Source organism: Streptomyces sp. NPDC006335, from assembly GCF_040612795.1.
Lineage (GTDB): Bacteria > Actinomycetota > Actinomycetes > Streptomycetales > Streptomycetaceae > Streptomyces.
The window spans coordinates 1035467-1060457 of record NZ_JBEXQX010000002.1; the positions used below are offsets into that span (position 1 = coordinate 1035467).

Here is a 24991-nt window from a genome sequence, read left to right on the forward strand (position 1 = left end):
GCCGCGCTCAGTTGCGGTTACTGCTCAGTTGCTTTCTTCTTCGACCAGTGCGTAGGTCTGTGTCGCGATTTCCAATTCCTCGTCCGTCGGCACCACGGCCACCGCCACCCGGGCGTCCGCCGGCGAGATCAGTCGCGGCTCGTCGCTCCGTACGGCGTTCAGCGCGTCGTCCACCGCCAGGCCCAGGCTTTCCAGGCCCGCCACGGCGGCCTCGCGCACCGGTGCCGCGTTCTCCCCGACGCCGGCCGTGAACGCGATCGCGTCCACCCGGCCGAGCACCGCGTAATAGGCGCCGATGTACTTCTTCAACCGGTGAATGTAGATGTCGAATGCGAGCTTCGCCTGTTCGTCACCCTCGTCGACCCGGCGGCGGATCTCCCGCATGTCGTTGTCCCCGCACAACCCGATCAACCCGCTCTTCTTGTTGAGAAGAGTGTCGATCTCGTCCGTGGACATTCCGCCAACGCGCATCAAATGGAAGATGACGGCAGGGTCCATGTCACCGGAGCGCGTACCCATCACCAGCCCCTCCAAAGGTGTCAGCCCCATGGAGGTGTCCACGCACCGCCCGCCCCGCACGGCGGACGCGGACGCGCCGTTGCCGAGGTGCAGCACGATCACGTTCACCTCGTCCGGTGACTTGCCCAGCAGCTCCGCCGTCGCCCGGGACACGTACGCGTGCGAGGTGCCGTGGAAGCCGTAGCGGCGGATGCGGTGCGCGTCGGCGGTCTCCACGTCGATCGCGTAGCGCGCGGCCGACTCCGGCATCGTGGTGTGGAACGCGGTGTCGAAGACGGCGACCTGGGGCAGGTCCGGGCGCAGTGCCCGCGCGGTGCGGATGCCGGTGAGGTTGGCCGGGTTGTGCAGCGGGGCGACCGGGATCAGCCGCTCGATCTCGGCGAGCACGGCCTCGTCGATCACCGTCGGCTCGGTGAAGGTCTTGCCGCCGTGCACGACACGGTGGCCTATCGCGGCCAGATCGGGGGAGTCGAGGCCGAGCCCGTCCTTCGCCAGTTCTTCCGCTACGGCCTTCAGCGCGGCGTCGTGATCGGCGATCGGGCCGGTCCACTCACGGGACGCGCCGTCGCGGGGGGTGTGCTTCAGCCGTGCGGACTGCTCGCCGATGCGCTCGACGAGCCCCACCGCCAGCCTGCTGCTGTCCCGCATGTCGAGCAACTGGTACTTCACCGACGAGGAGCCGGAGTTGAGGACGAGGACGCGGGTGGCGCTCACAGCTGGGATGCCTTCTCAGTAGGGTTCTGGGCCTGGATCGCCGTGATGGCGACGGTGTTGACGATGTCCGAGACCAGAGCGCCCCGGGACAGGTCGTTGACGGGCTTGCGCAGGCCCTGGAGCACCGGGCCGACGGCGATCGCGCCGGCCGAACGCTGCACGGCCTTGTAGGTGTTGTTGCCCGTGTTGAGGTCCGGGAAGATCAGGACCGTCGCCTGTCCGGCCACGTCCGACTCCGGCAGCTTGGTCTCCGCGACGGTCGGCTCGACGGCCGCGTCGTACTGGATCGGCCCCTCGATCTTGAGGTCGGGCCGCCGCTGCCGCACCAGCTCGGTGGCCTCGCGCACCTTGTCCACGTCGGCGCCCGAGCCCGACGTACCGGTGGAGTACGACAGCATCGCGATCCGCGGCTCCACACCGAACTGCTCGGCGGTCGCGGCCGACTGGATCGCGATGTCGGCGAGCTGCTCGGCGTTGGGGTCGGGGTTCACGGCGCAGTCGCCGTACACCAGCACCTTGTCGGCGAGGCACATGAAGAAGACCGACGAGACGATGTCGGCGTCCGGCTTCGTCTTGATGATCTCGAACGCCGGTCGGATCGTCGCCGCCGTGGAGTGCACGGAGCCGGAGACCATGCCGTCGGCGAGGCCCTCCTGGACCATCAGGGTGCCGAAGTAGTTCACGTCGGAGACGACGTCGTAGGCCAGCTCGACGGTGACGCCCCGGTGGGCCCTGAGGGCCGCGTACTTCTCGGCGAAGGCGTCGCGCAGCTCGGAGGTCGCCGGGTCGATCAGCCGGCAGTCGCCGAGGTCGATGCCGAGGTCGGCGGCCTTCTTGCGGATCTGGTCGACCGGGCCGAGCAGCGTGAGGTCGCAGACGCCCCGGCGCAGCAGGACCTCGGCCGCGTGCAGCACGCGCGGCTCGGTGCCCTCGGGGAGCACGACCCGGCGCTTGTCGGAGCGGGCCGTCTCCAGGAGCTGGTGCTCGAACATCATCGGCGTGAGGCGGTCGCTGCTCGGCGCGGAGACCCGGCGGGCGAGCTCGGCGGTGTCGGCGTACCGCTCGAACAGGCCGAGCGCGGTCTCCGCCTTGCGCGGGGTGGCCGCGTTCAACTTGCCTTCCAGCGCGAAGAGTTCCGCGGCCGTGGGGAAGCTGTTGCCGGGCACCGAGAGCACCGGGGTGCCGGGGGCGAGGCGGGCGGCGAGGGTGAGGATCTCGTCGCTCGGCACCTCGTTCAGGGTGAGCAGCACCCCGGCTATCGGCGGGGTGCCGGCGCTGTGCGCGGCGAGCGAGCCGACGACCAGGTCCGCGCGGTCGCCCGGGGTGACCACCAGGCAGCCCGGGGTCAGGGCGTTCAGGAAGTTCGGCAGCATCGCGCCGCCGAAGACGAAGTCCAGCGCGTCCCGGGCGAGCCCGGAGTCGTCGCCGAGGATCACCTTGGCGCCGAGGGCCTGGCCGATCTGGGCGACGGTGGGCGCGGCGAGGGCGGGCTCGTCCGGTACGACGTAACAGGGCACCGGCATCCGGCCGCGCAGCCGTTCGGCGATCTCGTCGCGGTCCTCCCGGGCCACCCGGTTGGTGACCATGGCGAGGACGTCGCAGCCGAGGCCCTCGTAGGCCCGGTAGGCGTTGCGGGTCTCGGCGAGCACCGACTCGGCGGGCTGCTTGCGGCCGCCCACCACGGGGATCACGGAGGCGCCGAACTCGTTGGCCAGCCGGGCGTTGAGGGAGAGCTCGTCCGGGAGCTGGGTGTCGGCGAAGTCGGTGCCGAGGACCAGGACCACGTCGAAGTCGCGGGCCACCAGGTGGAAGCGGTCGACGAGGGTGGAGACCAGCTCGTCGGTGCCGCGCTCGGCCTGGAGCGCGGAGGCCTCGTGGTAGTCGAGGCCGTAGACGGTGGTCGGGTCCTGGGAGAGCCGGTAGCGGGCGCGCAGCAGCTCGAACAGCCGGTCGGGACTGTGGTGCACCAGCGGCCGGAACACCCCCACCCGGTCGACCTGGCGGGTCAGCAGTTCCATGACCCCCAGCTCGACGACCTGGCGGCCGTCGCCGCGGTCGATCCCGGTCACGTACACGCTGCGGGTCACGCGTGATCTCCGTTCCATCGCCTACGAAGTTCCATCGCCTACGAACAGTCGCTGTCATGAAAATCGCCCACCGAGGTGAGCGGAAACCCTCTTGACAGTACCCCGGCCGATGGATAAGGCGCCCGTCAGCACGGGATGCGACGGGGCTCCGCGGGACGTGAAAGAATCGGGACAGGCTCACCGGTATCAACAGCGAGCAGGAGACACAGCACGATGCGCATCGGAGTTCTCACCGCTGGCGGCGACTGCCCGGGTCTGAACGCAGTGATCCGGTCGGTCGTGCACCGAGCGGTCGACAATTACGGCGACGAGGTCATCGGCTTCGAGGACGGCTACTCCGGCCTGCTCGACGGCCGCTACCGCGCCCTCGACCTGGACAGCGTCAGCGGCATCCTGGCCCGCGGCGGCACCATCCTCGGCTCCTCCCGGCTGGAGCGCGACCGGCTGCGCGAGGCGTGCGAGAACGCCTCCGACATGATCCACGAGTTCGGCATCGACGCGCTGATCCCGATCGGCGGCGAGGGCACGCTCACCGCGGCCCGCATGCTGTCCGACGCCGGTCTCCCGGTCGTCGGCGTCCCGAAGACGATCGACAACGACATCTCCTCCACCGACCGCACCTTCGGCTTCGACACCGCGGTCGGCGTCGCCACCGAGGCCATGGACCGCCTCAAGACCACCGCCGAGTCCCACCAGCGCGTGATGGTCGTCGAGGTCATGGGACGGCACGCGGGCTGGATCGCCCTGGAGTCCGGCATGGCCGCCGGCGCCCACGGCATCTGCCTGCCCGAGCGGCCCTTCGACCCCGCCGACCTGGTCAAGATGGTCGAGGAGCGCTTCGCGCGCGGCAAGAAGTTCGCCGTGGTCTGCGTCGCCGAGGGCGCCCACCCCGCCGAGGGCAGCATGGACTACGGCACGGGCGAGATCGACAAGTTCGGCCACGAGCGCTTCCAGGGCATCGGCACCGCCCTGGCGTACGAGCTGGAGCGCCGGCTCGGCAAGGAGGCCAAGCCGGTCATCCTCGGGCACGTCCAGCGCGGTGGCGTACCCACCGCCTACGACCGGGTCCTCGCCACCCGCTTCGGCTGGCACGCGGTGGAGGCCGCCCACCGGGGCGAGTTCGGGCGGATGACCGCGCTCAAGGGCACCGACATCGTGATGGTGCCGCTCGCGGAGGCGGTCACCGAGCTGAAGACGGTCCCGAAGGACCGGATGGACGAGGCGGAGTCGGTCTTCTAGACCTGTTTCCCCAGGACTGGGCGGCGGCGGGGCTACGGCCGTGTCTCGACCGCCTCCCAGAACCGCTCCACGATCTCGTCCAGGAACTCCTGGCCGGCCTCGCCGGAGCGTTCGCCGCCCCCGCCCCAGCTCAGGGTGGACACCATCTGCCCCTGGTACTGCCGGTGCAGGTCCATGAGGGTTTCCTCCACCAGGCGCCGGTCCAGGGGCACGATCTTCACGATCTGCCGGACGTAGGCCTGCCAGCGGGTGCTGACCGCCCCGCGCAGGCATTCGGCGAGCCGCCTCTCGCGTCCCGTGACGGCGACGAAGTCCGGCAGGGTCAGCTCCAGCAGGTCGGCGAGGGCGGCGGACTGACGGTCGGTGCCGCGCCACTCGTCGTGCTCCTCCATGGCGAGGTAGGCGAGCAGTTCGAGCCCCACGGCACGGGCGACGTCCTCGGGGGCGATGCCGCGCGCGACGCGGTGTTCGCGCAGGGTGCGGGGGCGGCCGATGAGTTCGCCGGGGGAGCACCACAACACGCCCGCGAGAGCGGTGAGTTCCGGACTGGTCGGGCAGAGGGTCCCGCGTTCCCAGGCGATGACGAGATCCGGAGTGACGTAAGGGAGCCCGTACGAGACGCGCAGCCCGTAGGCCACGTGCTCGGGACCCATGCCGAGAGCGACACGGAGTCTGCGGGCGGTGAGGTGGTCGAAGGGCGGTCCGGGCTGGTTCGGCAGGGCTGGGGGTCGGCGCACGGCCCACAAGCTAGGGGCGCCATCGCGCGCTGACTACGGTCTGTTCGGCCAGGAACACGGATTGTAGGAATCTACGGTTTCGACTGCGCGTTCGGGCTGGCCGAAGATCCTCTGTCGGCGGCGCGGGCGCGCTGACGAGGATGGCGCCGGGTGCCCGGACGGGTGGCCGGAAAGAGGTGTGATCTTCGTGTACGAAGTGAATGGCAAGGTAGAGGGGCATATTCGCGAGCGGTTGCTGGCGCCGAACTTCTGGCACCTCGCGACGGTCGGCCCGGACGGAGCGCCGCAGGTCTCGCCCATGTGGGCGGACATCGAAGGTGAGTACGTCATGGTCAACACGGCGATCGGACGGGTGAAGGAGGAAAACCTGCGGCGCAATCCGAACGTTTCCCTCTCCCACCACGACCCCGACAACCCCTACGACCGCGTCGAGATCCGGGGCCGGGTGGTCCGCTTCGTCGAGGGCGAGGCGGCGGAACGCTCCATGGACCGGCTCACCCGGAAGTACATCGGCGAGGAGCGCTATCCCTGGCTCCTGGAGGGCGAACGCCGGGTGATGCTGCTGATCGAACCGGTGCGGGTGCGCAGGGTGGTGGGGGTGGAGCCGTTCCGGCCGGGGGTGCTGTCCAGGGAGTGAGCGGCGGGGGATCCTGTCCTGCCGACCGGGCCACGCGCCCGGCCCACCTCGCCCTTGCGCCAGGACGGGGTCCAGGGGTGGGCCCTGGGCCTCCAGTGCAGCCCCTGCGTGGCCGCGCCGTGTGTGCACGGATCGTCGGGTCGAAACCCCACATCCGCGTCGGGCGCCGAGCGGGTCGTCCGCGTCCGCGCGCCGAACTCGGTGGCCCGGAGCCCGGCTGCCGCGCAGCGCCGTACCAGGACCGACAAGCCGCCCGACGGCCCGGCGCGGGCGGGCGGCCTCAGCACCCGTTCCCTCCAGTCACCCCTTGACCGCCCCGCCCAGCGCGAAGCCCCCGCCGAGCCGCCCGGCGATCAGTACGTACAGCAGGATCACCGGTGTCGAGTAGACGATCGAGAACGCGGCGAGCTGGCCGTACGCGACCATTCCGCGGTTGCCGAAGAACTCGTTGATGCTGACGGAGGCCGGCATCTGGTCCGGGGTGAGGAGCAGCATGAACGGGACGAAGAAGTTGCCCCACATCATGACGAAGGAGAAGACGGTCACGACCGCGACTCCGGGGCCCATGAGGGGCAGCACGATCCGGAGCAGGGACTGGAGGGAACCGGCGCCGTCCGTCCAGGCCGCTTCCTCCAGTTCCTTCGGCACGCCGTCCATGAAGTTCTTCATCAGCCAGATGGCGAAGGGGAGTTGGGAGGCGGCGAAGAACAGGATCGTGCCCTGGAGGGTGTCGATCAGGTCGACCTGCACGAAGAGGGCGTAGACCGGCACCATGATCGCCGTGATGGGCAGGCTGGTCGCGAAGAGGATCGACAGCAGGAACGGCCGGTTGAGGCGGGAGCGGAAGCGGGACAGGGGGTAGGCCGCGAGGGCCGCGCAGACCACGGTCAGCAGGGTCGCCCCGCCGCACAGGATCAGGCTGTTGAGCAGCGGGGTGAAGGTGATCTCCGAGGTCAGGATCGCGTCGAAGTTGTCGAGGGTGACACCGTCGGGGACCTTCACCCTCAGGTCGGCGTGCGGGTCCAGCGCCGACAGCACCACCCAGGCGAGCGGCAGCACGAACGCGGCGGCCACGACCAGCAGCCCCGCGTCGGCGGCCAGGCGGCGGTTGCGGCGGCGGTCGGCGAGCGGTGACCCGGCCATGGTCACACCTCCGTCCGCAGCAGGCGCATGTAGACCAGGGAGAAGAGCGACCCCACCAGGAGCAGCAGCAGGGCCACCGCGGTGCCGTAGCCGATCATGCTGTTCTGGAAGGCCTGTTCGTACATGAACAGGGGCAGGGTCTGGCTCCTGTCGCCCGGGCCGCCCCTGGTCATCACCCAGATCAGCCCGAAGACCGACAGGGTCTGGAGGGTGTTGAGCATCAGGTTCGTGCCGATGGAGCGCCGGATCATCGGCAGGGTGATGTGCCACATCCGCCGCCAGCCACCCGCGCCGTCGACCTCGGCGGCCTCCGTGATCTCCTTCGGGATCTCGTTCAGGGCCGCCGTGTAGACCAGCATGGAGAAGGCCGTGCCGCGCCACACGTTCGCGAAGGACACCGCCAGGATCGGCAGGGTGAACAGCCAGTTCTGGGACGGCAGATGGAGCAGGTCCAGCAGCGCGTTCAGGGTGCCCTCCTTGCGGAAGAAGGCGTAGAGGAGGAAGCCCGCGACCACCTCCGGCAGCACCCACGCCGTGATGACGATGCCCCCGGTGAGCGTACGCACCGGCTTCGAGGCGCGCCGCATCAGCGAGGCGAGGGCCAGGCCCAGGGTGTTCTGGCCGACCAGGGACGACACGACCGTGAACACCAGTGTCAGCCATACGGCGTTGAGGAACTCCTCGTCCCGGAACGCCGTACGGAAGTTCTCGAAGCCGACGAACGACGACTGAGCCTGTCCGGTCAACTGAAGGTCGGTGAAGGCGATCCAGGCGCAGTAGGCGATCGGCCCGGCGAGGAAGAGGAGCAGCAGGACGAGCGCGGGGGTGAGGGGGAGGGCGCGGGTGAGGGAGCGCGGGGTCACTTTTCGATCACTTGGTTGTCCGTGGCCTCCTTGAGCGCGTCGTCGTAGGCCTTGGCCGCCTCCTCGACGGGGACGTCACCGGTTGTCACGCCCTCCATCGCCTCCTGGATCGCGGTGGAGACCCTCGGATACGCCGGGTAGGCGGGCCGGTAGTGGGTGCTCGCGACCAGATCGGTGAAGAACTTGATGCCGGGCTGGGCCTTGGCGTACGCCGGGTCCGCGGCCACGTCCTCGCGTACGGCGATACCGGAGTTGGCGACGTACCACTTCTGGGCGTTGGCCTTGGTCTGCATCGTCTTGACGAACTCGAAGGCGAGGTCGGGGTTGCCCGCCTTGGCCGGCACCGACCATGTCCAGCCGCCGGACATGCTCACCTTGCCGGGGGCCTGTCCGTGCTGGGTGGGCATGTACGCGAGGCCCAACTCGCTGGACCACTCGGGCCATTCGTGGCCGCTGCCGGGCAGCCAGTCCTGCGGGAGCCAGGAGCCGTCGAGGTTGATGCCGAGCTTGCCCTTGGGGAGCAGGTCGCCGCGCACGATGGTCTGGATGTTGGGGTCGAGGGCGGTGGAGACGTCCGGGCCGAGCTTCTCCCGGTAGACCGTCTCGACGAAGGAGAGGGCGTCCTTGAAGCCCTGGCTGCCGGCGATCCACTTCTTGGCGGAGTCGTCGTACAGCCGGTCCTCGGTCCCGTAGAGCAGCATCTCGAAGCCCTGCATGGTGGCGGCCTCGCCCGCGGGTTTGCCGGTGTAGACGTTGAGGGGCGTGACGTCCGGGACCCTGCGCTTGATGGTGCGGGCGGCGTCGAGGACCTCGTCCCAGGTCTTGGGCTGCCAGTCCGCGGGCAGGCCCGCCTTGGCGAAGATCCCCTTGTCGAACCAGAGCCCCCGGGTGTCCGTGCCGTCCGGGACGCCGTACGTCTTGCCGTCCTCGGCCTTCGCGGCGGCCTTCGCGGTGTCGATGAACCGGTTCCAGTCGGGCCACTTCGGGAGATAGGGGTCCAGTGGCTTCAAGTATCCGCTGGTGATGTCGGAGTTGATGAGGAAGGTGTCCTCGTAGACCAGGTCGGGCGCGGTCTTCGCGGAGCGGAGCATCTGCTGGAGCTTGGTGTAGTACTCCGAGTCCGGGGCCTTGATCGGGACGAGCTCGACCTTCTTGCCGGGGTGGGCCTTCTCGAACTGCTTCTTGATGTCCGCGAGATAGTCGTCCATCACATGGACGGAGTTGTCCGTGGACTGTTTGAAGGAGACCTTCACGGTGTCCGGATCGCTGCCGGAACCGCCGCCGCAGGCGGTGAGGGCGGACGCGGCGAGGGCGGTGGCGAGCAGGGAGGGGAGTACGGCGGTGGGGCGCACGGGCATGTCCTCCTACGGGCTCACGTCGTTGTGGCCGGGACGGCTGCCGTGTGAACGTAAGAGGAGTGGTCTAGTCCCGTCAATGAGCGTGCAGCAGCTCGGACTTACGGGTTCCTGACCCACCGGTACTGCAACTCGGGCCGTCCCACGGTCCCGTACTGCGGACTGCGGGCCGCCCGGCCCGCGTCGACCAGGTGCTCCAGGTAGCGGCGGGCGGTGATCCGGGAGATGCCGACCACCTCGGCCAGACCGGTCGCCGTGAGGCCCTCCGCGCAGTCCCGCAGGGCCACCGTCACCCGCTCCAGGGTCGGGGCGCTGAGCCCTTTGGGCAGGGCGGCCGGGCCCGGCGCCCGGAGCGTGGCCAGCGCGCGGTCCACCTCGTCCTGACCGCTTGCCTCACCGGCCGCCGCGTGGAACTCCGCGTACCGGATCAGCCGGTCCCGCAGGGTGGCGAAGGTGAACGGCTTCAGCACGTACTGCACGACCCCCAGCGAGACGCCCTCGCGGACGACCGTCAGGTCCCGGGCCGACGTCACCGCTATCACGTCCGCCTGATGCCCGGCCGCGCGCAGCGAACGGGCGAGCTGGAGGCCGTGCCCGTCCGGCAGGTGCAGATCGAGCAGCAGCAGGTCGACGGGCGTACGGTCCAGGAGACGACGGGCCTCGGCGCCGGTGTGGGCCTTGCCGACGGCCGTGAAGCCGGGCACGCGGTTGACGTACAGGACATGCGCGTCGGCGGCGACCGGGTCGTCCTCGACGACCAGGACACGGATGGGCTGCTGGGTGGTCATACGTCGCCTCCGGGGACCGCGGCACGGTCGAGGACGGGGGCGCCGTCGGGGGGTGGAGGGCTGTCGGCGACGGGGGCGCCGTCGGAGGGCGGGGAGTCGTCCGGGGCCGTCGGGTCTTCCGTGGCCGCGGAGCCCCCTGGACCCCGGGCGCTCTCGGGGTCCTCGGACTCGTTCCCCAGGGGCAGCCGTACCTCGAACTCGGCGCCGCCGCCCTCGGCCTCCGTCACGGTCAGCGTTCCCTTGCAGCGGTTGACCGTCTGCCGTACGAGCGCCAGGCCCAGCCCGCGTCCGCCCGGACCCGCCGGCTTCGTCGAGAAGCCCCGCTGGAAGACCGCCTCGGCATGGGCCGGATCGACGCCCGCGCCGGTGTCCGAGACCCGCAGGACCAGTCCCCGGCCGGCCGAGCCGGCGACTCCCGCCCCGCCCTCCGGTCCCGCCGCGTACGCCGTCACCGTCACCCGTGCCCGCACACTGCCCTGGGCCGCGTCCACCGCGTTGTCGATGAGGTTGCCGAGGATCGTCACCAGGTCGCGGGCCGGGAGGCTCTCCGGCAGCAGTCCGTCGTCCAGGCGGCTGTCCTCCGAGACGACCAGCTCCACGCCCCGTTCGTTCGCCTGCGCGGTCTTGCCCAGCAGGAGGGCGGCCAGGACGGGCTCGCCGACCGCCGCCACGACCTGGTCGGTCAGCGCCTGCGCCAGTTCCAGTTCGGCGGTCGCGAAGTCCACCGCCTGCTCCGCGCGGCCCAGTTCGATCAGGGAGACGACGGTGTGCAGCCGGTTCGCCGCCTCGTGGGCCTGGGAGCGCAACGCCTGGGTGAAACCGCGCTCGGAGTCCAGCTCGCCCATCAGGGACTGGAGTTCGGTCACATCGCGCAGGGTGACCACCGTGCCGCGCTGCTCGCCGCCGGAGACCGGGGAGGTGTTGACGACCAGGACCCGGGTGGACGTCAGATGGACCTCGTCGACCCGTGGCTCCGAGGAGAGCAGCGCGCCCGTGAGCGGCGCCGGCAGCCCGAGGTCCGCGACCGACCGCCCGATCACCCCGTCCTGCGGGGCCACCCCCAGCAGCTCCCGTCCGCCGTCGTTGATCAGCGCGACACGGTACTGCCCGTCCAGCATCAGCAGCCCCTCGCGCACGGCGTGCAGGGCGGCCTGGTGGTAGTCGTGCATCCGGCTGAGCTCGGCCGCGTTCATGCCGTGGGTGTGGCGGCGCAGGCGGGCGTTGACGACGTACGTGCCGATGGCGCCGAGTGCGAGCGCGCTGCCCGCGACGGCGAGCAGGGCGGTGAGCTGGCCCTGCACCCGCTCGCTGATCTTCTCGACCTGGATGCCGGCGCTGACCAGGCCGATGACGTGGTCCTGGTCGTCCTTGACCGGGGTGACCGCCCGTACCGAGGCGCCCAGGGTGCCGGTGTAGGTCTCCGTGAAGGTCTCGCCCTTGAGCGCGCGCTCGGTGTTGCCGAGGAAGTGCTTGCCGATCTGCTTCTCGTCGGGGTGGGTCCAGCGGATGCCCTGCGGGCTCATGATCGTGACGAAGTCGACGTCGGTGTCGGCCATCACCCTGAGCGCGTACGGCTGGAGTTCGACCGTGGGTCTCGGCGTACCGATCGCCTCGCGCACGGACGGCGAGTCCGCGACCGCCCGCGCCACCGCCCTGGCCTGACTGCGCGCCGCGTCCTCGGCCTGACCCCGGTCACTGACGTACGTGAACAGCGCGTACCCCGCCACGACCACGGTGATCAGCACGGCCTGCATGGCGAAGAGCTGGGCCGCCAGGCTCCGGGGTCTCGGTACGGGTATGCGCATGCCGTCAGTCTGCCCCATGGCCGATTTTGACCGCTCCCCTCGCGGGCCAGCCGGTTTCCGCGCGCCCCTGGCCGACGCTTCACGCACCCCTGCCCGACGCTTCCCGGTGAACTCAATGAACGGAAGGGTGACCGCCCTCACAGGGCGGGAGATAGTCACGGCATTCCTTCAAAAGCCCGGACGTGAGCCGCACGCCGGTCATGCCGACGAAGACGTCAAGGAGGGCAGCCGTGGCCGCCAGCACCCCCGATACGGCACCCACAGTCAAAAAAGACCGCACTCACTACCTCTACATCGCGGTGATCGTCGCGGTCGCCCTCGGTATCACCGTCGGTCTGGTCGCGCCCGATTTCGCGGTCGAGCTGAAGCCGATCGGCACCGGGTTCGTCAACCTGATCAAGATGATGATCTCGCCGATCATCTTCTGCACGATCGTGCTCGGTATCGGATCGGTACGGAAGGCCGCCAAGGTCGGCGCCGTCGGCGGTATCGCGCTGATCTACTTCACGATCATGTCGCTGGTCGCGCTGGGCATCGGCCTGGTCGTCGGCAACATCCTGGACCCGGGCACCGGCCTCGCCGTCACCGACGCGGTCAAGGACGTCGGCCACGCACAGGTCGACGCGGAGGCCAAGGACACCACCGAGTTCCTGCTCGGCATCATCCCGACCACGTTCGTCTCCGCCTTCACCGAGGGCGAGGTGCTCCAGACCCTGCTGATCGCCCTGCTCGTCGGTTTCGCGCTGCAGGCCATGGGTCCGGTCGGAGCGCCGGTCCTGCGCGGTGTCGAGCACATCCAGCGGCTCGTCTTCCGGGTCCTCGCGATGGTGATGTGGGCCGCCCCGGTCGGCGCCTTCGGCGCGATGGCCGCCGTCGTAGGCTCCGCGGGCGTGGACGCGCTCAAGGACCTCGCGCTCCTGATGGTCGGCTTCTACACCACCTGCGTGCTGTTCGTCTTCATCGTGCTCGGCACGCTGCTGCGGCTCGTGGCCGGCCTGAACATCCTGACGCTCTTCAAGTACCTGGGCCGTGAGTTCCTGCTGATCCTGTCGACCTCCTCCTCCGAGTCCGCGCTGCCGCGGGTCATCGCGAAGATGGAGCACCTGGGCGTCAGCAAGCCGGTGGTCGGCATCACCATCCCGACCGGCTACTCCTTCAACCTCGACGGCACCATGATCTACATGACCATGGCCTCGCTGTTCATCGCCGACGCCATGGGCACCCCGATGTCCATCGGCGAGCAGATCCCGCTGCTGCTGTTCCTGTTCGTCGCCTCGAAGGGCGCCGCCGGTGTCACCGGCGCCGGCCTCGCGACCCTGGCCGGCGGTCTCCAGTCGCACAAGCCCGCCCTGGTGGACGGCATCGGCCTGATCGTCGGTATCGACCGCTTCATGAGCGAGGCGCGCGCCCTGACCAACTTCGCGGGCAACGCCGTCGCCACCGTCCTGATCGGCACCTGGACCAAGGAGATCGACCGCGAGCGCGTCGACCAGGTGCTCGCCGGTCACCTGCCCTTCGACGAGAAGACGCTCCTGGACCACGACGACGACGTCCCGGCGGACATCCCCGAGCAGGGCGGCGAGAAGGAGCTGGCCAAGGCCTGAGCGGCCGGACGCCGATGGCCCCAGGGCCACACAGAGCCGGGTCGGGCCCGACCTGAACCCGGGCCCGGCTCCCGCCCCGGGCGGCCGAGTACTCCCCCGTAGCTCGGCCGCCCGGGCCCCTTTCCGAAAGGTTCAGTCGCTCAGTTTCGCCACCAGTGCGGTGGCCAGAGAGGCGGGTACGCCCGCCGCGGTCAGAACGGTGACCGCGGTGGCGCGGCCCGCCTCTTGCGCGTCCAGCAGCCCGTCGTTCACCGCCTCCATCACCGCGAACATCATCTGCTCGTGGACGTACGCCAGCGCGGGAGCGGGCAGCGGGGAGACGAAGACGCCCTCGTCCAGGCCGCGCTGGAGCAGTTCGGTGCAGGCCGCGCGCACGGGCGCGAGCCGCTCCCGGATGCCCTGCACGGTGACGCTGCGCTGGGCGAGCGAGACCAGGATGCGATAGCGGTCGGCGACCTCCCAGACCGCGAGCACGGAGCCCGCCACGGCCTGCGCCAGATCCTCGATCCCCTCCTGCCCCGCCGCGTGCGCGGCCGCCACCGCCTCCACGGCCCCGTCGACGAGCGTGCCGATCAGCGCCTCACGGCTCGGGAAGTGGCCGTACACGGTCCGCCGTACGACGCCCGCGGCGCGCGCGATCCGGTCCATGGACGCGTCGGGGTCGCGCAGCAGCTCGGCGAGCGCGATGTCGAGGATGCGGCGGCGGTTGGCGTCGGCGCGGCTGGAGTGGCCCGTGGTCATGGCCGTCATTGTGCCCCTCCCGACTGGACTTGCACATCACTGTGCAAGTCTGCTGAGGGAGGCCACCCCTGCCATGCGGCTCGTCATGACCGAACCGGTCGAGAAGATGGAGTGCCCCTACGCCCGCCGCTGGTGGGCACTCCTCGTCCTCTGCCTCAGCCTGCTGATCATCGTGATGGCGAACACCGCCCTCACGGTCGCGGCCCCCCGACATGACCGAGGACCTCGGGCTGTCCAGCGCCGACCTCTGGGGGCACCTCCCACGCCCTTAAGGAAGTGGGGGGCCTCGGCGTGTTCGGCGGCGGCGCGGTCTTCGGCTCCTTCGCCGACAGCGCCACGACCGTCATCGCGGCCCGCGCGGTGATGGGCACCGGCGCCGCGATGATCATGCCGGCCACGCTGTCCCTGCTCGCCGCGACCTTCCCGCGCGTGAGCGCGCCAAGGCGATCTCCTTCTCGGACGCGGTGGCGCACACCAGCCTGATCGGAGTGATCGTGCTCGGTGTCGGGACGGTCCTGGTGGCGCTGCTGCTGCCGGGCCGCAAGACCGCGGAGCCGGCTCCCGAGGGCCAGGAGGACAAGGAACTGGTCGGCGCCCGCTGACTCACCGAACTCTTACCCCGCCCCACTAGCGTGCCGTCCCCGGACGGCACGCTCTTGGTTTCGGAGGCGCACGGGGGATGAAGATCGACTGGGACCGGCGCACGTGCGCCCGCCGCGGCCATGTGACGTACGCGCCGGACGAACCCCGCCTGCGCCAGCGGCTGTACGCCGACACCGCCCTCGGCGCCGCCTGGCGCTGTCTGCGCTGCGGCGACTTCGCCCTCGGGGAGCCGCACGGCTCGGGGCCCGCGGACCACGCGCCCCTCGTGCCGCGCGGCCCGGTGCTCAGGGACCTGTTCGTGCTGCGCTTCCTCGCGGTTGAGCGGGCGGTGCGAGGGGTGTTCATCGTGCTGGCCGCGGCGGCGGTGTGGAAGTTCAGCAACAGCCAGGACGCGGTGCGCCGGCTCTTCGACGAGTACCTGGACGTCTTCCGGCCGGTGTTCCGGCACTTCCACTACGACCTCGACCACTCGCCGGTCGTCGGCACCGTCCAGAAGACGTTCGGGTACCGGCACGGCACCCTCGTCCTGGTGGCCGCGCTGCTGCTGGCGTACGCCCTCGTCGAGCTCGTCGAGGCGGTCGGTCTCTGGTACGCCAAGCGCTGGGCGGAGTACCTGACGGTGGTCGCCACCGCCGCGTTCCTCCCGCTGGAGATCTACGAACTCACCGAGCGCGTCAGCTGGTTGAAGATCGGCACGCTGTTCCTCAACATCCTCGCCGTCCTCTACATCCTCCTGGCCAAGCGCCTGTTCGGCCTGCGCGGCGGCCACCGGGCCTTCGAGGCGGAACGGCAGAGCGCTTCGCTGCTGGAGGTCGAGGAGGCCGGTGGGCTGCGTGAGCTCAGCGCATCCAGTCAGGGGTCTCGACACCCGTGAAGTCGTTCCAGGCCCGGCAGTAGGCGCGCGAGTCCGGGCCGAGGGCGGGCCAGACGGCACGCAGGTCGAAGCCGGCGTCCCAGGCGTTGAGCAGGGCCTCGAAGAAGCCGGTGGCCACGGCGTCGCCGTCCGCGTCGCCGCCGTTCGACAGGACGTCTTCCAGCAGCCGGAACAGCTCCCGGGTCTGCGCCTGGCTGAATCCGGGCTCCGATCGGCCATGGCCCTGGGTTCGTGAGGGGTGCGGGGTGTGAGCCCCGGTCTCGGTCGAGTGCTGGGCGTAGACCCGCCCGAGGGTGCCGAGCCGGACCGTCAGGGGTGGCACGTCGTCCGGGGCGCCCTCGCTCCCGGGGCGGCGCCAGCGCTCGATCTCCGCGCGGTCGGCGTCCGCCAGGACCTCGCTGACGCCCACCACTTCGTCCCACCACGACGGGGTCGCCACGGCTTCCCTCCCTCTTTCCCGTCCGGTCCGGTCAGGTCCGGTCTGATCTGGTCCCGCCTGGTCAGGTCCGGGCATACCTTAGGCCCACGGATCCGTGATCTCCCGCAGCAGGGTCAGTGCCTCACGCAGCTGCTTCATGCGACGCGCACCGAGGTGTTCCCTCCACTCCTGCTCCACCTCCGCGACCACACCGTCGGCGACCTCCTTCGCCGCCCACGCCTTCGCCGCGCCGCGCACCAGCCGGGCCCGCTTGTCGGTCGGGTCCGGGACGCGGGTGACATAGCCCGCCTTCTCCAGCTGGTCGACCAGGAACCCCGCGGTCTGCTTGGTGATCTGGGCCTGCTCGGCCAGTTCCGTCAGCCGGGTGCCGTCGGGGCCGATCCGCTGCATGACCCGGGCCTGAGCGGGCGTGAAGTCGTCGAAACCGGCTTCCGCGAGCGCGGCGAAGATTCGATTCTCCAGGGCCCGGTACGGGAGGAAAAGGAGCACGCCCGTGTTGAGCTCGCTCTCCGCCACCATCGTCGACGCTCCCTCGTGCCGTTCGAACTCACACTGCTTGACATTGGTCAGAGTCTCTGACTACTTTGGTCAGAGAAGCTTACCACTTGAGTGGGTGATCGCCGTGGGTGCAGTGCTGGACACCGACGAGCTCTGGCAGGTCGTCGACCAGGAGCGGACGAGCCTGGCCGACCTGCTGGAGAGCCTGGGCCCTGAGGAGTGGGAGACGCGCACACGCTGCGGGGACTGGCGGGTGCGGGAGGTCGCCGCGCATCTCACGATCGCGGCGCGCTTCTCCTACGGCCAGGTCGTACGGGAGATGGTCCGAGCCCGGGGGAACTGGAACCGGATGATCCACGACTCGGCGGTCCGCGAGGCGGAGCTGCCGGTCACCGAGATCGTCGCCAACCTGCGCTCGATCATCGGTTTCCGGCGCCTCGCACCGACCACCTCGCCCCGCGAACCCCTCCTCGACCTCCTCGTCCACGGCCAGGACATCGCCCTCGCCCTCGGCCGTGAGCGCGCGGTGCCGCCGGCGGCCGCCCGGGACGCCGCCGACCGGGTGTGGACCATGCGGTTCCCCCCGCGCCCCTGGCCCCTGCCGAAGGCACGGCTCGTCGCCACCGACATCGAGTGGACGCGTGGGTCGGGTGAGGAGATCCGCGGTCCGATCACCTCCCTGCTCCTGCTGCTCACCGGCCGCCCGGAAGCGGCCCGGCAGTGGGCCGAGCGCACCGGGGAGCCGTGGACGGGGGTCACGGCTTCCCGGTGACGGGGGTGCGGGGAGGTGGTGGGCGGCGGTCCGCTGCGAGGGTGGGGGTGCCTGCGCCAACCGTGTGCGGGGCCGCTCGCCGTGGAGGCCTGTGCCGACGCGCGGGGACCAGTGCCGAGGTGTGGGGCGGGGCCTTCGCCTGGGGGCCGAGTCCGTGCCGGACCAGAAGGCGTTCTTGGCGCGCTCACGGCTGACGCCCCCGCCCCCACGTCCAACGTGCCCCGTCGGCCTGGGCGGCGCCCTGACACGTCAACGCGTCGTGGCCTCGGACCCGGAGCCCTGGGTTCTGGGCCCAGGGCCCAGGGCCCGCAGTTCTACGGCGGTGTCCACCTCGGCTCCGCCCCCGGCTGCCGCATCCCTGAGCCACTACGGCCCCCCGCCACGCTGACGTCAACGGCCCGGTGCCGGCCAGGCCCTGGTGGCCGATCCCGGCCAGACCCCCGTGGCCGGTGCCGGCCGGCCCCCAATGACCCAGTGCCGGCTAGCCCCGGGTGGCCCGGTCCAGGCGGGACAGCTCGGCCGCGTTCAGCACGAGTTCCGCCGCCCCCGCCGAGTCCCGGTGGATCGTCGCGGGACGGGTCGCCCCCGGGATCGGGATCACGGTCGGGGACTTGGCCAGCAGCCAGGCCAGACAGACCTGTTGGGCGCTGACGCCGTGCTCCTCGGCGACTTCGTGGAAGGAGCCCCGGGGTTCCGCGTGCCCCGCGTACCCCGACGGGCCGTCCAGGGAGCTGCGGGAGATCCCGCCGAGCGGGCTCCACGGCAGGAAGGCGAGGCCCAGCTCCGCGCACAGCCGCAGTTCGGGCTCGCTGTCGCGTACGGCGGGGGAGTACCGGTTCTGCACCGACACCAGCCGGTCCCCGAGGATGCCGCGTGCCGTACGGATCTGCGCCACGGACGCGTTGGAGATCCCGGCGAGCCGGATCGTGCCCTCGTTGAGCAGCTCCCGCAGCGCGCCCACCGACTCCTCGAAGGGGACGCGGGGATCGGGCTTGTGGAGCTGGTACAGCCCGATCGCCTCGACCCCGAGCCGCTTCAGCGAGGCCTCGGCGGCGGCCTTGAGATGCCGTGGGCTTCCGTCCACCGTCCAGTCGCCGTGGGCGGGCCGCCCCCGGCCGCCCTTCGTGGCGACCAGCACGCCGGAGGTGTCACCGCCGTAGGAGGCGAGGGCGCGGGACACCAGAAGCTCGTTGTGGCCGGGCTCGGCGCCGGGAAGGTGGTAGGAGTCCGCCGTGTCCAGCAGGGTCACGCCCGCGTCCAGCGCCGCGTGCACCGTGGCCAGGGCGCGGGCCTCGTCGGGGCGCCCTCGATGGACAGGGGCATCGCACCCAGCCCGATCGCGCTCACCCGCAGACCGCCCAGCTCGCGGTACCGCATCTCAGGCCGCCTTTCCGAGCGTCTCGGCCACGGCCCGCGGCAGCCACTGCCGTACGTCGCCGAAGGTGAACCCGAGCCGGGTGGCGCGGGCGTTGTCCATGCCGTAGGAGCGGGCGAAGGAGAACGGTGAGACCTCGCCGAGCTCGACGAGCTGGAGGAGGGTCTTCCCCTCGGGGAAGTGCGCGGCCACCGCCCGGCACAGCTCCTCCGTGTCCAGCAGCCCGCGGGAGGCCGCGTTCACCGGCCCGGTGAAGTCCTGGCCCACCGTCCAGGCGAGGAAGTCGGCTATTTCCTCGACGTGGATGTAGGTGGCGGGCTGGTTGTCGACCGGGACGGCGATGGGCTCGCCGGTGCGGATACGGTCGGCGTAGTGGGTGAGCCTTCCCGTGAAGTCGTCGTCCCCGCCGAGGACGTGGGCCACGCGGACCGTCGTGAAGGGAAAGGCGGGGTCCACCGAGAACACGGATTCCGCCTGGCGCTTTCCCTCGCCGTAATGGGAGTCGCGGAATGCGGGGTCGTCCCAGGGGAGTGCGAGATCGACGGACACGGTCGTCGGGTCGACGGCGTCCTCCCGTACGAGGGCGATCGAGTCCTCGTACTCGTACACCTCGACCGTCGAGGTCATCACATAGCGGCGGGTGCGTCCGGCGAGGACCCGGCGGGCGATCGCCGCCTGGCGCGGGGTGTAGCAGACCTGGTCGACCACGACGTCGAAGGTGCGGGAGCCCAGCGCGTCGCGCAGCGCACTCTCGTCGTCGCGGTCGGCGACCAGGTGGACCGCCCCGGGAGGGGGTGCGGACGAGCCCCGGTTGAGGACCGTGACCCGGTCGCCGGCCGCCAGCAGACGTGCGATCAGGCGCTTGCCGAAATACCGGCTGCCGCCGATGACCAGTACCTCTCGTGGGGTTTCCATGCCCATAATTCTCCCGGCGCACATCCGCCTGTTGAAGGGGGAACCATGGGAGTTCAGGCGACGGCACCGAAAGAACCACGGCATCTGCGAGCGGCCGCCGACGAAACCTCGGTGGCCTTCGACGCGCTCGACCGGCAGATCCTGGAGCTCCTCCAGACCGACGGGCGGATCAAGCTCAGCGAGCTGGGCCGCCGGGTGCGGCTGAGCCCGGCGGCGGTCACCGAGCGGGTGCGGCGGCTGGAGGCGGCGGGTGTGATCGGCGGCTACGGCGCCCATGTGGTCCCGGCCCGGCTCGGCTACGGCATCCAGGCGTTCATCCGGGTCAACCCGCACGGCGGCTACAACCTGAGGCACCCGAGGACCCTGGAGCTGATGGAGCGCCCCGAGATCACCGAGGTGCACCACGTGGTCGGCGAGGACTGCTGGATCCTCAAGGTCGCCGTCCGCGACACCGTCCACCTGGAGGAGATCCTCGAAGAGGTCTCCGCCCTCGGCCGCACGACGACGTCGATCGTGCTGACCTCCCCGGTGCAGCGCAAACCGCTCTTGCCTTGACGTCGGCGTCAAGGACTACGTTCGTGGACATGCGAATCGGCGAGCTGGCCGCACGGGCCGGGACCACCACGCGGACGCTGCGCTACTACGAGGCGCGGGGTCTGCTGCCCGCGCGGCGCGGACACAACGGATACCGGACCTACGACGAGGACGACCTGAGGCTGCTCCGGCAGATCCGGACGCTCCAGGACTTCGGGTTCGACCTGGAGGAGACCCGGCCGTTCGTGGAGTGTCTGCGGGCCGGCCATCCCGAGGGGGACTCGTGTCCCGCCTCGCTCGCGGTCTACCGGCGCAAGCTCGGTGAACTGGACGCGTTGATCGGTGAGTTGCAGGCCGTGCGCGCCCAGGTCGGGCAGCAGCTGGAGCGGGCCGAGCGGGCGCGTGCCGAGCTGGCCGCCGACGCGGAGGTTCCGGGCGGTCCGGAGCCGGTGTGCGAACTGGGAGGGGACCACAGGTGATCAAGGCAGCGGGTGTGGCCGAGGTGACGGACGCGGACTTCGAGACGGAGGTGCTCGGGGCGGAACTGCCGGTGCTGGTGGAGTTCACCGCCGACTGGTGCCCGCCGTGCCGGCAGATGGGGCCGGTGCTCACGGCACTCGCCGCGGAGGAGGGCGAGCGGCTCAAGGTGGTCCAGTTGGACGTCGACACCAACCCGCTGACCACGAACGCCTACAAGGTGCTGTCGATGCCCACCTTCATGGTGTTCCGGGGCGGGGAGCCGGTGCGCTCGATGGTGGGGGCACGCCCCAAGCGGCGGCTGCTGGAGGAACTGACGGACGTCCTGTGAGCTGACGCAATACAGAGAAATCCCCCGGGCGATTGCGCCCGGGGGATTTCTTTGCGTATATTCAATGGTTCGCGACTTCGCAGATATTGAGTCGCAAAGAAGCTCAGTGAGCACAGTATATCCGGGCGGGAGTGGAATTGTCAAACACCGGTTTTCCGGACGATGAATTGCGGCAGGAACAGGAATTCATCGACGGGCTGTACGCACATGTGGACGCCCTGCGCGGCGACACCGAGGTCTCCGTCACGGACGCGCTCGCCCAGGGCAACACCCCCATGCAGGCCCGCCTCGAACGGGACATCCTGGTCGCCGAGCGCTCGGGGCTGCTGGCCGCGCTGAATGCGGTCGACGGCTCCCTCTGCTTCGGCCGGATCGACCTCACCTCGGGCACCACCCACCACATCGGCCGGATCGGACTGCGCACCGACGACGCCGACCGCACCCCGATCCTCATCGACTGGCGGGCCGACGTCGCCCGCCCCTTCTACCTGGCCACCGGCCACACCCCGATGGGTCTGCGCCGCCGCCGGCACATCGGCACCGAGGGCCGCCGGGTGACCGACCTGCACGACGAGATCCTCGACCTCGGCGACCAGGAACGCACCGGCCACGAGGACCCGACCGGCGACGCCGTCCTGCTCGCCGCGCTGAACTCCGCGCGCACCGGCCGCATGAGCGACATCGTGCAGACCATCCAGGCCGAGCAGGACGAGATCATCCGCGCACCCCATCGCGGGGTCCTGGTGGTCGAGGGCGGACCGGGCACTGGCAAGACGGCCGTCGCCCTGCACCGTGCCGCGTATCTCCTGTACGAACACCGCGAGTTGCTCGCCAAGCGGGCCGTGCTCATCGTCGGCCCCAACCCCGCCTTCCTCGGCTACATCGGCGAGGTGCTGCCCTCGCTGGGCGAGACCGGAGTGCTCCTCGCGACGGTCGGGGAGCTCTTCCCCGGCGTGAAGGCGACGGCCACCGACAGTCGCGCCGCGGCCGCGGTGAAGGGGCGCGCCGCCATGGCGGACGTCCTCGCCGACGTCGTACGCGACTGGCAGGCGCTGCCCGACCCGGTGATCGCCATCGAGCACGACCGCGAGATCCTCATGCTCGACGACGGGCTGGTCAAGGTCGCCCGCGAGAAGACCCGTGCGGCCCGGCTGCCGCACAACGTGGCCCGGGAGCACTTCGAGGGCCACATCCTCAACACGCTCACCGACATGGTCGCCGAACGCATCGGCACGGACCCGTTCGACGGGACGAACCTGCTGGACCCGAGCGACATCACCCAGATCCGCGACGAACTCGCCGAGAACCCCGAGGTCTGGGCCGCCATCGACCAGTTGTGGCCGCGCCTGACCCCGCAGCGACTGGTCGCCGACTTCCTCGCCGACCCGGTGGGCTACCTCCCCGACGAGGACGCGGCCGCGATCCGCCGCCCGGTGACCCGCGGCTGGACCGTGGCGGACGTGCCGCTGCTCGACGAGGCGGCCGAACTCCTCGGCGTGGACGAGCGGTTGGCGCGGGCCCGGGCCGAACGCGAGCGGGAGACGCAGATCGCGTACGCGCAGGGTGTCCTCGACGTGTCGTACGCCTCGCGCACCTACGAGTTCGACGACAAGGACGAGGAGGACTCCGAGGTCCTGTCAGCACACGACATCATCGACGCCGAGCGGTTCGCCGAACGGCAGGAGGAGGACGACCACCGCAGCGCCGCCGAGCGCGCGGCGGCCGACCGCACCTGGGCGTTCGGCCACATCATCGTCGACGAGGCGCAGGAACTCTCCCCGATGGCCTGGCGGTTGCTCATGCGGCGCAGCCCGACCCGCTCGATGACCCTGGTCGGCGACCCCGCGCAGACCGCGGAGGCGGCGGGCGTGGGCTCGTGGCAGCAGATCCTCCAGCCGTACGTCCAGGACCGCTGGGAGCACACGAGGCTGGGCGTCAACTACCGCACCCCGGCCGAGATCATGGAGCTCGCGGCGGCCGTGGTGCGCGCGGAGGACCCCGGTTTCGAACCCCCGAGTTCGGTCCGTTCCACCGGCGTACGGCCCTGGGTGCGCGCCACCGACGACCTGCCCGGCGCCGTTGCGCAGGCGGTGAAGGAGCTGACCCCCGCCGAGGGCCGGCTCGCGGTCATCGCCCCGCGCCATCTGCACCGCAGGCTGGCGGCCCGGCTCGACGGGGTGACGGCGGGCGCGGAACCCGACCTGACGCGGAGCGTCGTGCTCCTCGACCCCCGGCAGTCGAAGGGGCTCGAATTCGACTCCGTGCTCGTGGTCGAGCCGGCCCTGTACGGCACGAGCGACCTGTATGTGGCGCTCACCCGGGCGACCCAGCGGCTGGGGGTGCTGCACACGGGCCGGCTGCCGAAGGCCCTGGTCGACACATCCGTCCCAGGGATCACCATGGCGTAACAGTTCACGCCATGGTCACTGCGTGTGCACGGCCGGTGCGGTAAGCGTGTGCGTATGGAAGCCCCCTCGCACGCGACCCCGCCGGCCGACGGCCCCGCTCTCGGGTCGCTGCCGGTCGAGCCGCTGCTCACCGCCGAGTTCGACGTCGACCCCGGCGCGGTGTACGAACGGCTGCGCCGCACCTACGGGCCGGTCGCGCCGGTCGGTCTGATGGGCGTGCCGGTGTGGCTGGTGCTCGGGTACACCGAGGTCACCGAGGTGCTGCGGAACGAGAACCTGTGGCGCCGGGACGTGCGGTACTGGCGGGCGCGGGCCGAGGGGCGGCTGCCGCGGGACTGGCCGCTGCTGGCCGGTTACGAGGTACGGCAGATGATGTTCATGGACGAGGAGGAGCACCTGGGGGCCCGGCGTACCCATCACTCGGCACTCAGCCCCTTCCAGGACGCGCGGAGCCCGGAGGGGTGGGAGCTGCGGGCCGCCGTCGCACGGTATGCCGACGAGCTGGTCGGGATGCTGGCCGCGGAGTCGGGGTCCGTGGGATTCGCGGATCTGGGGGCGCAGTACTCGCGGCCGTTGCTGCTCATGGTCACGACCAAGCTGTTCGGCTGCCCCGTGGAGTTGGGCGACGAACTGGTCATGGACCTGTGGCGGATGCTGGACGGGGGACCGGACTCGGGGCCGGCGACGGCCCGTGCGCTGGGAGCCTTCACCCGGCTCGCCGCGCACCGCAGGGCACGGCCGGGGGACGACCTCACGTCGTACCTGCTGCTCGCGGACCCCGGGCTGAGTGACGAGCAGCTCGGCCGGGAGCTGTTCATGAACGCCGTGTACCTGAACGACATCACCGGGAACATGGTGCTCAACACCCTGCTGGAGGTGTTGCGGGGGAACGCGACGGTCCGGCGGAGCCTCTCGGCCGGGCAACTGGGAGAAACGGTCAACCGGGCGGCGCTGGCGAACCCTCCGGTGGCCAACATGTGCTTCCGGTTCGCGGCGCGGGACGTGCGGTTGGGGGAGGTGTGGGTGCGGGCGGGGGACGCGGTGTCGCCCTCCGCCGCGGCCGCCCACCGCGACCTGCTGGCGATCGGTTCCTCCCACCTGGTGGGGTCGGCGGTGTCCACCCGGGCGCATCTGGGGTGGGGCGCGGGTCCGCACCAATGTCCCAGCGCGGCACGGGAGTTGGGCGGGATGATCGTGGCGACCGCGGTGGGGAGGGTGCTGGATCACTTCGTCCGGGCGGAGCTGACCCTGCCACCGGATCAGTTGCCCTGGCGGTCGGGGCCGGTGGTGCGGGGGCTGCGGTTGCTGCCCGTGCGCTACGAGTTGGGGGCGGGGGTGCCTGCCGTGCCCCGGCGTGCGACGCCGTCGGTGACTCCGGCGGCGGAGCACGAACCCCGCGGGTTGCTGGCGATTCTGCGCAGGCTGATGTTCGGCGTCCGCTGAGAGCTTTTCGCCCCCTCCGCCCCTACCCGTCCCGTCCCCAGGGGGCTCCGCCCCCTTCGACCCCCGCTCCTCAAACGCCGGAGAGGCTGA

Annotated in this window: 23 protein-coding genes and 2 pseudogenes; 12 read left to right on the plus strand and 13 right to left on the minus strand. The window is 70.8% G+C overall.

The features are described from left to right. Positions 1 to 24: 24 nt before the first annotated feature. On the minus strand, positions 25 to 1233 hold the full coding sequence (locus ABZ098_RS10715) for an acetate kinase (protein WP_356589275.1): 1209 nt from the start codon (positions 1231 to 1233) through the stop codon (positions 25 to 27). Then, complete coding sequence (pta, locus tag ABZ098_RS10720) at positions 1230 to 3320, minus strand: phosphate acetyltransferase (protein WP_356589277.1); 2091 nt, start codon at positions 3318 to 3320, stop codon at positions 1230 to 1232. Before pta ends, ABZ098_RS10715 begins: the two co-directional genes overlap by 4 nt. A gap of 213 nt (positions 3321 to 3533) precedes the next feature. Between pta and ABZ098_RS10725 the strand changes: the two genes are divergently transcribed. Then, positions 3534 to 4559, plus strand: a complete 1026-nt coding sequence (locus ABZ098_RS10725; protein WP_356589279.1) for an ATP-dependent 6-phosphofructokinase — start codon at positions 3534 to 3536, stop codon at positions 4557 to 4559. Between the two features lie 32 nt (positions 4560 to 4591). Here the strand turns inward: ABZ098_RS10725 and ABZ098_RS10730 are convergent, their stop codons facing one another. Further along, on the minus strand, positions 4592 to 5296 hold the full coding sequence (locus ABZ098_RS10730) for a helix-turn-helix transcriptional regulator (protein ID WP_356589281.1): 705 nt from the start codon (positions 5294 to 5296) through the stop codon (positions 4592 to 4594). Positions 5297 to 5474: 178 nt separating this feature from the next. Here ABZ098_RS10730 and ABZ098_RS10735 point away from each other — a divergent pair, with 178 nt between their 5' ends. Further along, positions 5475 to 5933 (plus strand): PPOX class F420-dependent oxidoreductase, encoded by a 459-nt coding sequence (locus ABZ098_RS10735; protein ID WP_356589283.1) that lies wholly within the window; start codon positions 5475 to 5477, stop codon positions 5931 to 5933. A 300-nt stretch (positions 5934 to 6233) separates the two neighbouring features. On the opposite strand, the gene ABZ098_RS10740 is transcribed toward ABZ098_RS10735, so the two are convergent. The 5 genes from ABZ098_RS10740 to ABZ098_RS10760 all read right to left on the minus strand — a co-directional run bounded on the left by ABZ098_RS10740 (position 6234) and on the right by ABZ098_RS10760 (position 11887). Beyond that, positions 6234 to 7076: a carbohydrate ABC transporter permease gene (locus ABZ098_RS10740; RefSeq protein ID WP_356589285.1), complete on the minus strand. Its 843-nt coding sequence runs from the start codon at positions 7074 to 7076 to the stop codon at positions 6234 to 6236. A 2-nt stretch (positions 7077 to 7078) separates the two neighbouring features. Beyond that, a complete protein-coding gene (locus ABZ098_RS10745; protein ID WP_356589287.1) occupies positions 7079 to 7939 on the minus strand; it encodes a sugar ABC transporter permease in 861 nt (286 codons plus the stop codon). Then, positions 7936 to 9297 carry an extracellular solute-binding protein gene (locus ABZ098_RS10750; protein ID WP_356589289.1) on the minus strand — a complete coding sequence of 454 codons (1362 nt, stop codon included), beginning with the start codon at positions 9295 to 9297 and terminating at the stop codon, positions 7936 to 7938. Before ABZ098_RS10750 ends, ABZ098_RS10745 begins: the two co-directional genes overlap by 4 nt. A 98-nt stretch (positions 9298 to 9395) precedes the next feature. Continuing rightward, positions 9396 to 10082 (minus strand): response regulator, encoded by a 687-nt coding sequence (locus ABZ098_RS10755; RefSeq protein ID WP_356589291.1) that lies wholly within the window; start codon positions 10080 to 10082, stop codon positions 9396 to 9398. After that, the gene (locus tag ABZ098_RS10760; RefSeq protein WP_356589293.1) at positions 10079 to 11887 is read right to left on the minus strand and encodes a sensor histidine kinase; all 1809 of its coding nucleotides are present in this window, start codon (positions 11885 to 11887) and stop codon (positions 10079 to 10081) included. Before ABZ098_RS10760 ends, ABZ098_RS10755 begins: the two co-directional genes overlap by 4 nt. A gap of 230 nt (positions 11888 to 12117) precedes the next feature. On the opposite strand from ABZ098_RS10760, the gene ABZ098_RS10765 reads away from it, so the two are divergent. Continuing rightward, on the plus strand, positions 12118 to 13491 hold the full coding sequence (locus ABZ098_RS10765; protein ID WP_356589295.1) for a cation:dicarboxylase symporter family transporter: 1374 nt from the start codon (positions 12118 to 12120) through the stop codon (positions 13489 to 13491). 132 nt (positions 13492 to 13623) lie between these two features. Here the strand turns inward: ABZ098_RS10765 and ABZ098_RS10770 are convergent, their stop codons facing one another. Then, positions 13624 to 14241 (minus strand): TetR/AcrR family transcriptional regulator, encoded by a 618-nt coding sequence (locus ABZ098_RS10770; protein ID WP_356589297.1) that lies wholly within the window; start codon positions 14239 to 14241, stop codon positions 13624 to 13626. A gap of 64 nt (positions 14242 to 14305) precedes the next feature. Here ABZ098_RS10770 and ABZ098_RS10775 point away from each other — a divergent pair. From ABZ098_RS10775 to ABZ098_RS10785, 3 genes and pseudogenes are all read left to right on the plus strand, one after another. After that, a pseudogene (locus ABZ098_RS10775) lies at positions 14306 to 14684 on the plus strand (MFS transporter); the annotation flags it as partial. A gap of 12 nt (positions 14685 to 14696) precedes the next feature. After that, the gene (locus ABZ098_RS10780) at positions 14697 to 14834 is read left to right on the plus strand and encodes a hypothetical protein (RefSeq protein ID WP_356589417.1); all 138 of its coding nucleotides are present in this window, start codon (positions 14697 to 14699) and stop codon (positions 14832 to 14834) included. 77 nt (positions 14835 to 14911) lie between these two features. Continuing rightward, positions 14912 to 15709, plus strand: a complete 798-nt coding sequence (locus tag ABZ098_RS10785) for a DUF2127 domain-containing protein (RefSeq protein ID WP_356589299.1) — start codon at positions 14912 to 14914, stop codon at positions 15707 to 15709. On the opposite strand, the gene ABZ098_RS10790 is transcribed toward ABZ098_RS10785, so the two are convergent. Then, the gene (locus tag ABZ098_RS10790; protein ID WP_356589301.1) at positions 15675 to 16148 is read right to left on the minus strand and encodes a hypothetical protein; all 474 of its coding nucleotides are present in this window, start codon (positions 16146 to 16148) and stop codon (positions 15675 to 15677) included. The two genes, ABZ098_RS10785 and ABZ098_RS10790, sit on opposite strands and share 35 nt — an antisense overlap. Positions 16149 to 16226: 78 nt before the next feature. Further along, on the minus strand, positions 16227 to 16667 hold the full coding sequence (locus ABZ098_RS10795; protein ID WP_356589303.1) for a MarR family transcriptional regulator: 441 nt from the start codon (positions 16665 to 16667) through the stop codon (positions 16227 to 16229). Between the two features lie 94 nt (positions 16668 to 16761). Between ABZ098_RS10795 and ABZ098_RS10800 the strand changes: the two genes are divergently transcribed. Continuing rightward, a complete protein-coding gene (locus tag ABZ098_RS10800; protein ID WP_356589305.1) occupies positions 16762 to 17418 on the plus strand; it encodes a maleylpyruvate isomerase family mycothiol-dependent enzyme in 657 nt (218 codons plus the stop codon). A 481-nt stretch (positions 17419 to 17899) separates the two neighbouring features. Here the strand turns inward: ABZ098_RS10800 and ABZ098_RS10805 are convergent. Both ABZ098_RS10805 and ABZ098_RS10810 read right to left on the minus strand, forming a co-directional pair. Beyond that, a pseudogene (locus ABZ098_RS10805) lies at positions 17900 to 18795 on the minus strand (aldo/keto reductase). 1 nt (position 18796) lies between these two features. Continuing rightward, positions 18797 to 19708, minus strand: a complete 912-nt coding sequence (locus ABZ098_RS10810; protein WP_356589307.1) for an NAD-dependent epimerase/dehydratase family protein — start codon at positions 19706 to 19708, stop codon at positions 18797 to 18799. 45 nt (positions 19709 to 19753) lie between these two features. Here ABZ098_RS10810 and ABZ098_RS10815 point away from each other — a divergent pair, with 45 nt between their 5' ends. From ABZ098_RS10815 to ABZ098_RS10835, 5 genes are all read left to right on the plus strand, one after another. Beyond that, positions 19754 to 20263 carry an Lrp/AsnC family transcriptional regulator gene (locus ABZ098_RS10815; RefSeq protein ID WP_356589309.1) on the plus strand — a complete coding sequence of 170 codons (510 nt, stop codon included), beginning with the start codon at positions 19754 to 19756 and terminating at the stop codon, positions 20261 to 20263. Positions 20264 to 20292: 29 nt separating this feature from the next. Then, positions 20293 to 20721: a MerR family transcriptional regulator gene (locus tag ABZ098_RS10820; RefSeq protein WP_356589413.1), complete on the plus strand. Its 429-nt coding sequence runs from the start codon at positions 20293 to 20295 to the stop codon at positions 20719 to 20721. Then, on the plus strand, positions 20718 to 21050 hold the full coding sequence (locus ABZ098_RS10825; RefSeq protein WP_356589311.1) for a thioredoxin domain-containing protein: 333 nt from the start codon (positions 20718 to 20720) through the stop codon (positions 21048 to 21050). The genes ABZ098_RS10820 and ABZ098_RS10825 overlap by 4 nt, the downstream gene beginning before the upstream one ends. Before the next feature lie 167 nt (positions 21051 to 21217). Further along, a complete protein-coding gene (locus tag ABZ098_RS10830) occupies positions 21218 to 23458 on the plus strand; it encodes a UvrD-helicase domain-containing protein (RefSeq protein WP_356589415.1) in 2241 nt (746 codons plus the stop codon). A 54-nt stretch (positions 23459 to 23512) separates the two neighbouring features. After that, positions 23513 to 24901, plus strand: a complete 1389-nt coding sequence (locus ABZ098_RS10835) for a cytochrome (RefSeq protein WP_356589313.1) — start codon at positions 23513 to 23515, stop codon at positions 24899 to 24901. The last annotated feature ends 90 nt before the right edge of the window (positions 24902 to 24991 follow it).

What these genes read in the sequence shown, in the direction of transcription:
- ABZ098_RS10770 (WP_356589297.1), bottom strand. Translation starts at nt 14,241, where the DNA reads ATGACGGCCATGACCACGGGCCACTCCAGCCGCGCCGACGCCAACCGC.
- ABZ098_RS10820 (WP_356589413.1), top strand. Translation starts at nt 20,293, where the DNA reads ATGCGAATCGGCGAGCTGGCCGCACGGGCCGGGACCACCACGCGGACG.
- ABZ098_RS10785 (WP_356589299.1), top strand. Translation starts at nt 14,912, where the DNA reads ATGAAGATCGACTGGGACCGGCGCACGTGCGCCCGCCGCGGCCATGTG.
- ABZ098_RS10835 (WP_356589313.1), top strand. Translation starts at nt 23,513, where the DNA reads ATGGAAGCCCCCTCGCACGCGACCCCGCCGGCCGACGGCCCCGCTCTC.
- ABZ098_RS10795 (WP_356589303.1), bottom strand. Translation starts at nt 16,667, where the DNA reads ATGGTGGCGGAGAGCGAGCTCAACACGGGCGTGCTCCTTTTCCTCCCG.
- ABZ098_RS10760 (WP_356589293.1), bottom strand. Translation starts at nt 11,887, where the DNA reads ATGCGCATACCCGTACCGAGACCCCGGAGCCTGGCGGCCCAGCTCTTC.
- ABZ098_RS10740 (WP_356589285.1), bottom strand. Translation starts at nt 7,076, where the DNA reads ATGGCCGGGTCACCGCTCGCCGACCGCCGCCGCAACCGCCGCCTGGCC.
- ABZ098_RS10755 (WP_356589291.1), bottom strand. Translation starts at nt 10,082, where the DNA reads ATGACCACCCAGCAGCCCATCCGTGTCCTGGTCGTCGAGGACGACCCG.
- ABZ098_RS10810 (WP_356589307.1), bottom strand. Translation starts at nt 19,708, where the DNA reads ATGGAAACCCCACGAGAGGTACTGGTCATCGGCGGCAGCCGGTATTTC.
- ABZ098_RS10750 (WP_356589289.1), bottom strand. Translation starts at nt 9,297, where the DNA reads ATGCCCGTGCGCCCCACCGCCGTACTCCCCTCCCTGCTCGCCACCGCC.
- ABZ098_RS10815 (WP_356589309.1), top strand. Translation starts at nt 19,754, where the DNA reads ATGGGAGTTCAGGCGACGGCACCGAAAGAACCACGGCATCTGCGAGCG.
- ABZ098_RS10725 (WP_356589279.1), top strand. Translation starts at nt 3,534, where the DNA reads ATGCGCATCGGAGTTCTCACCGCTGGCGGCGACTGCCCGGGTCTGAAC.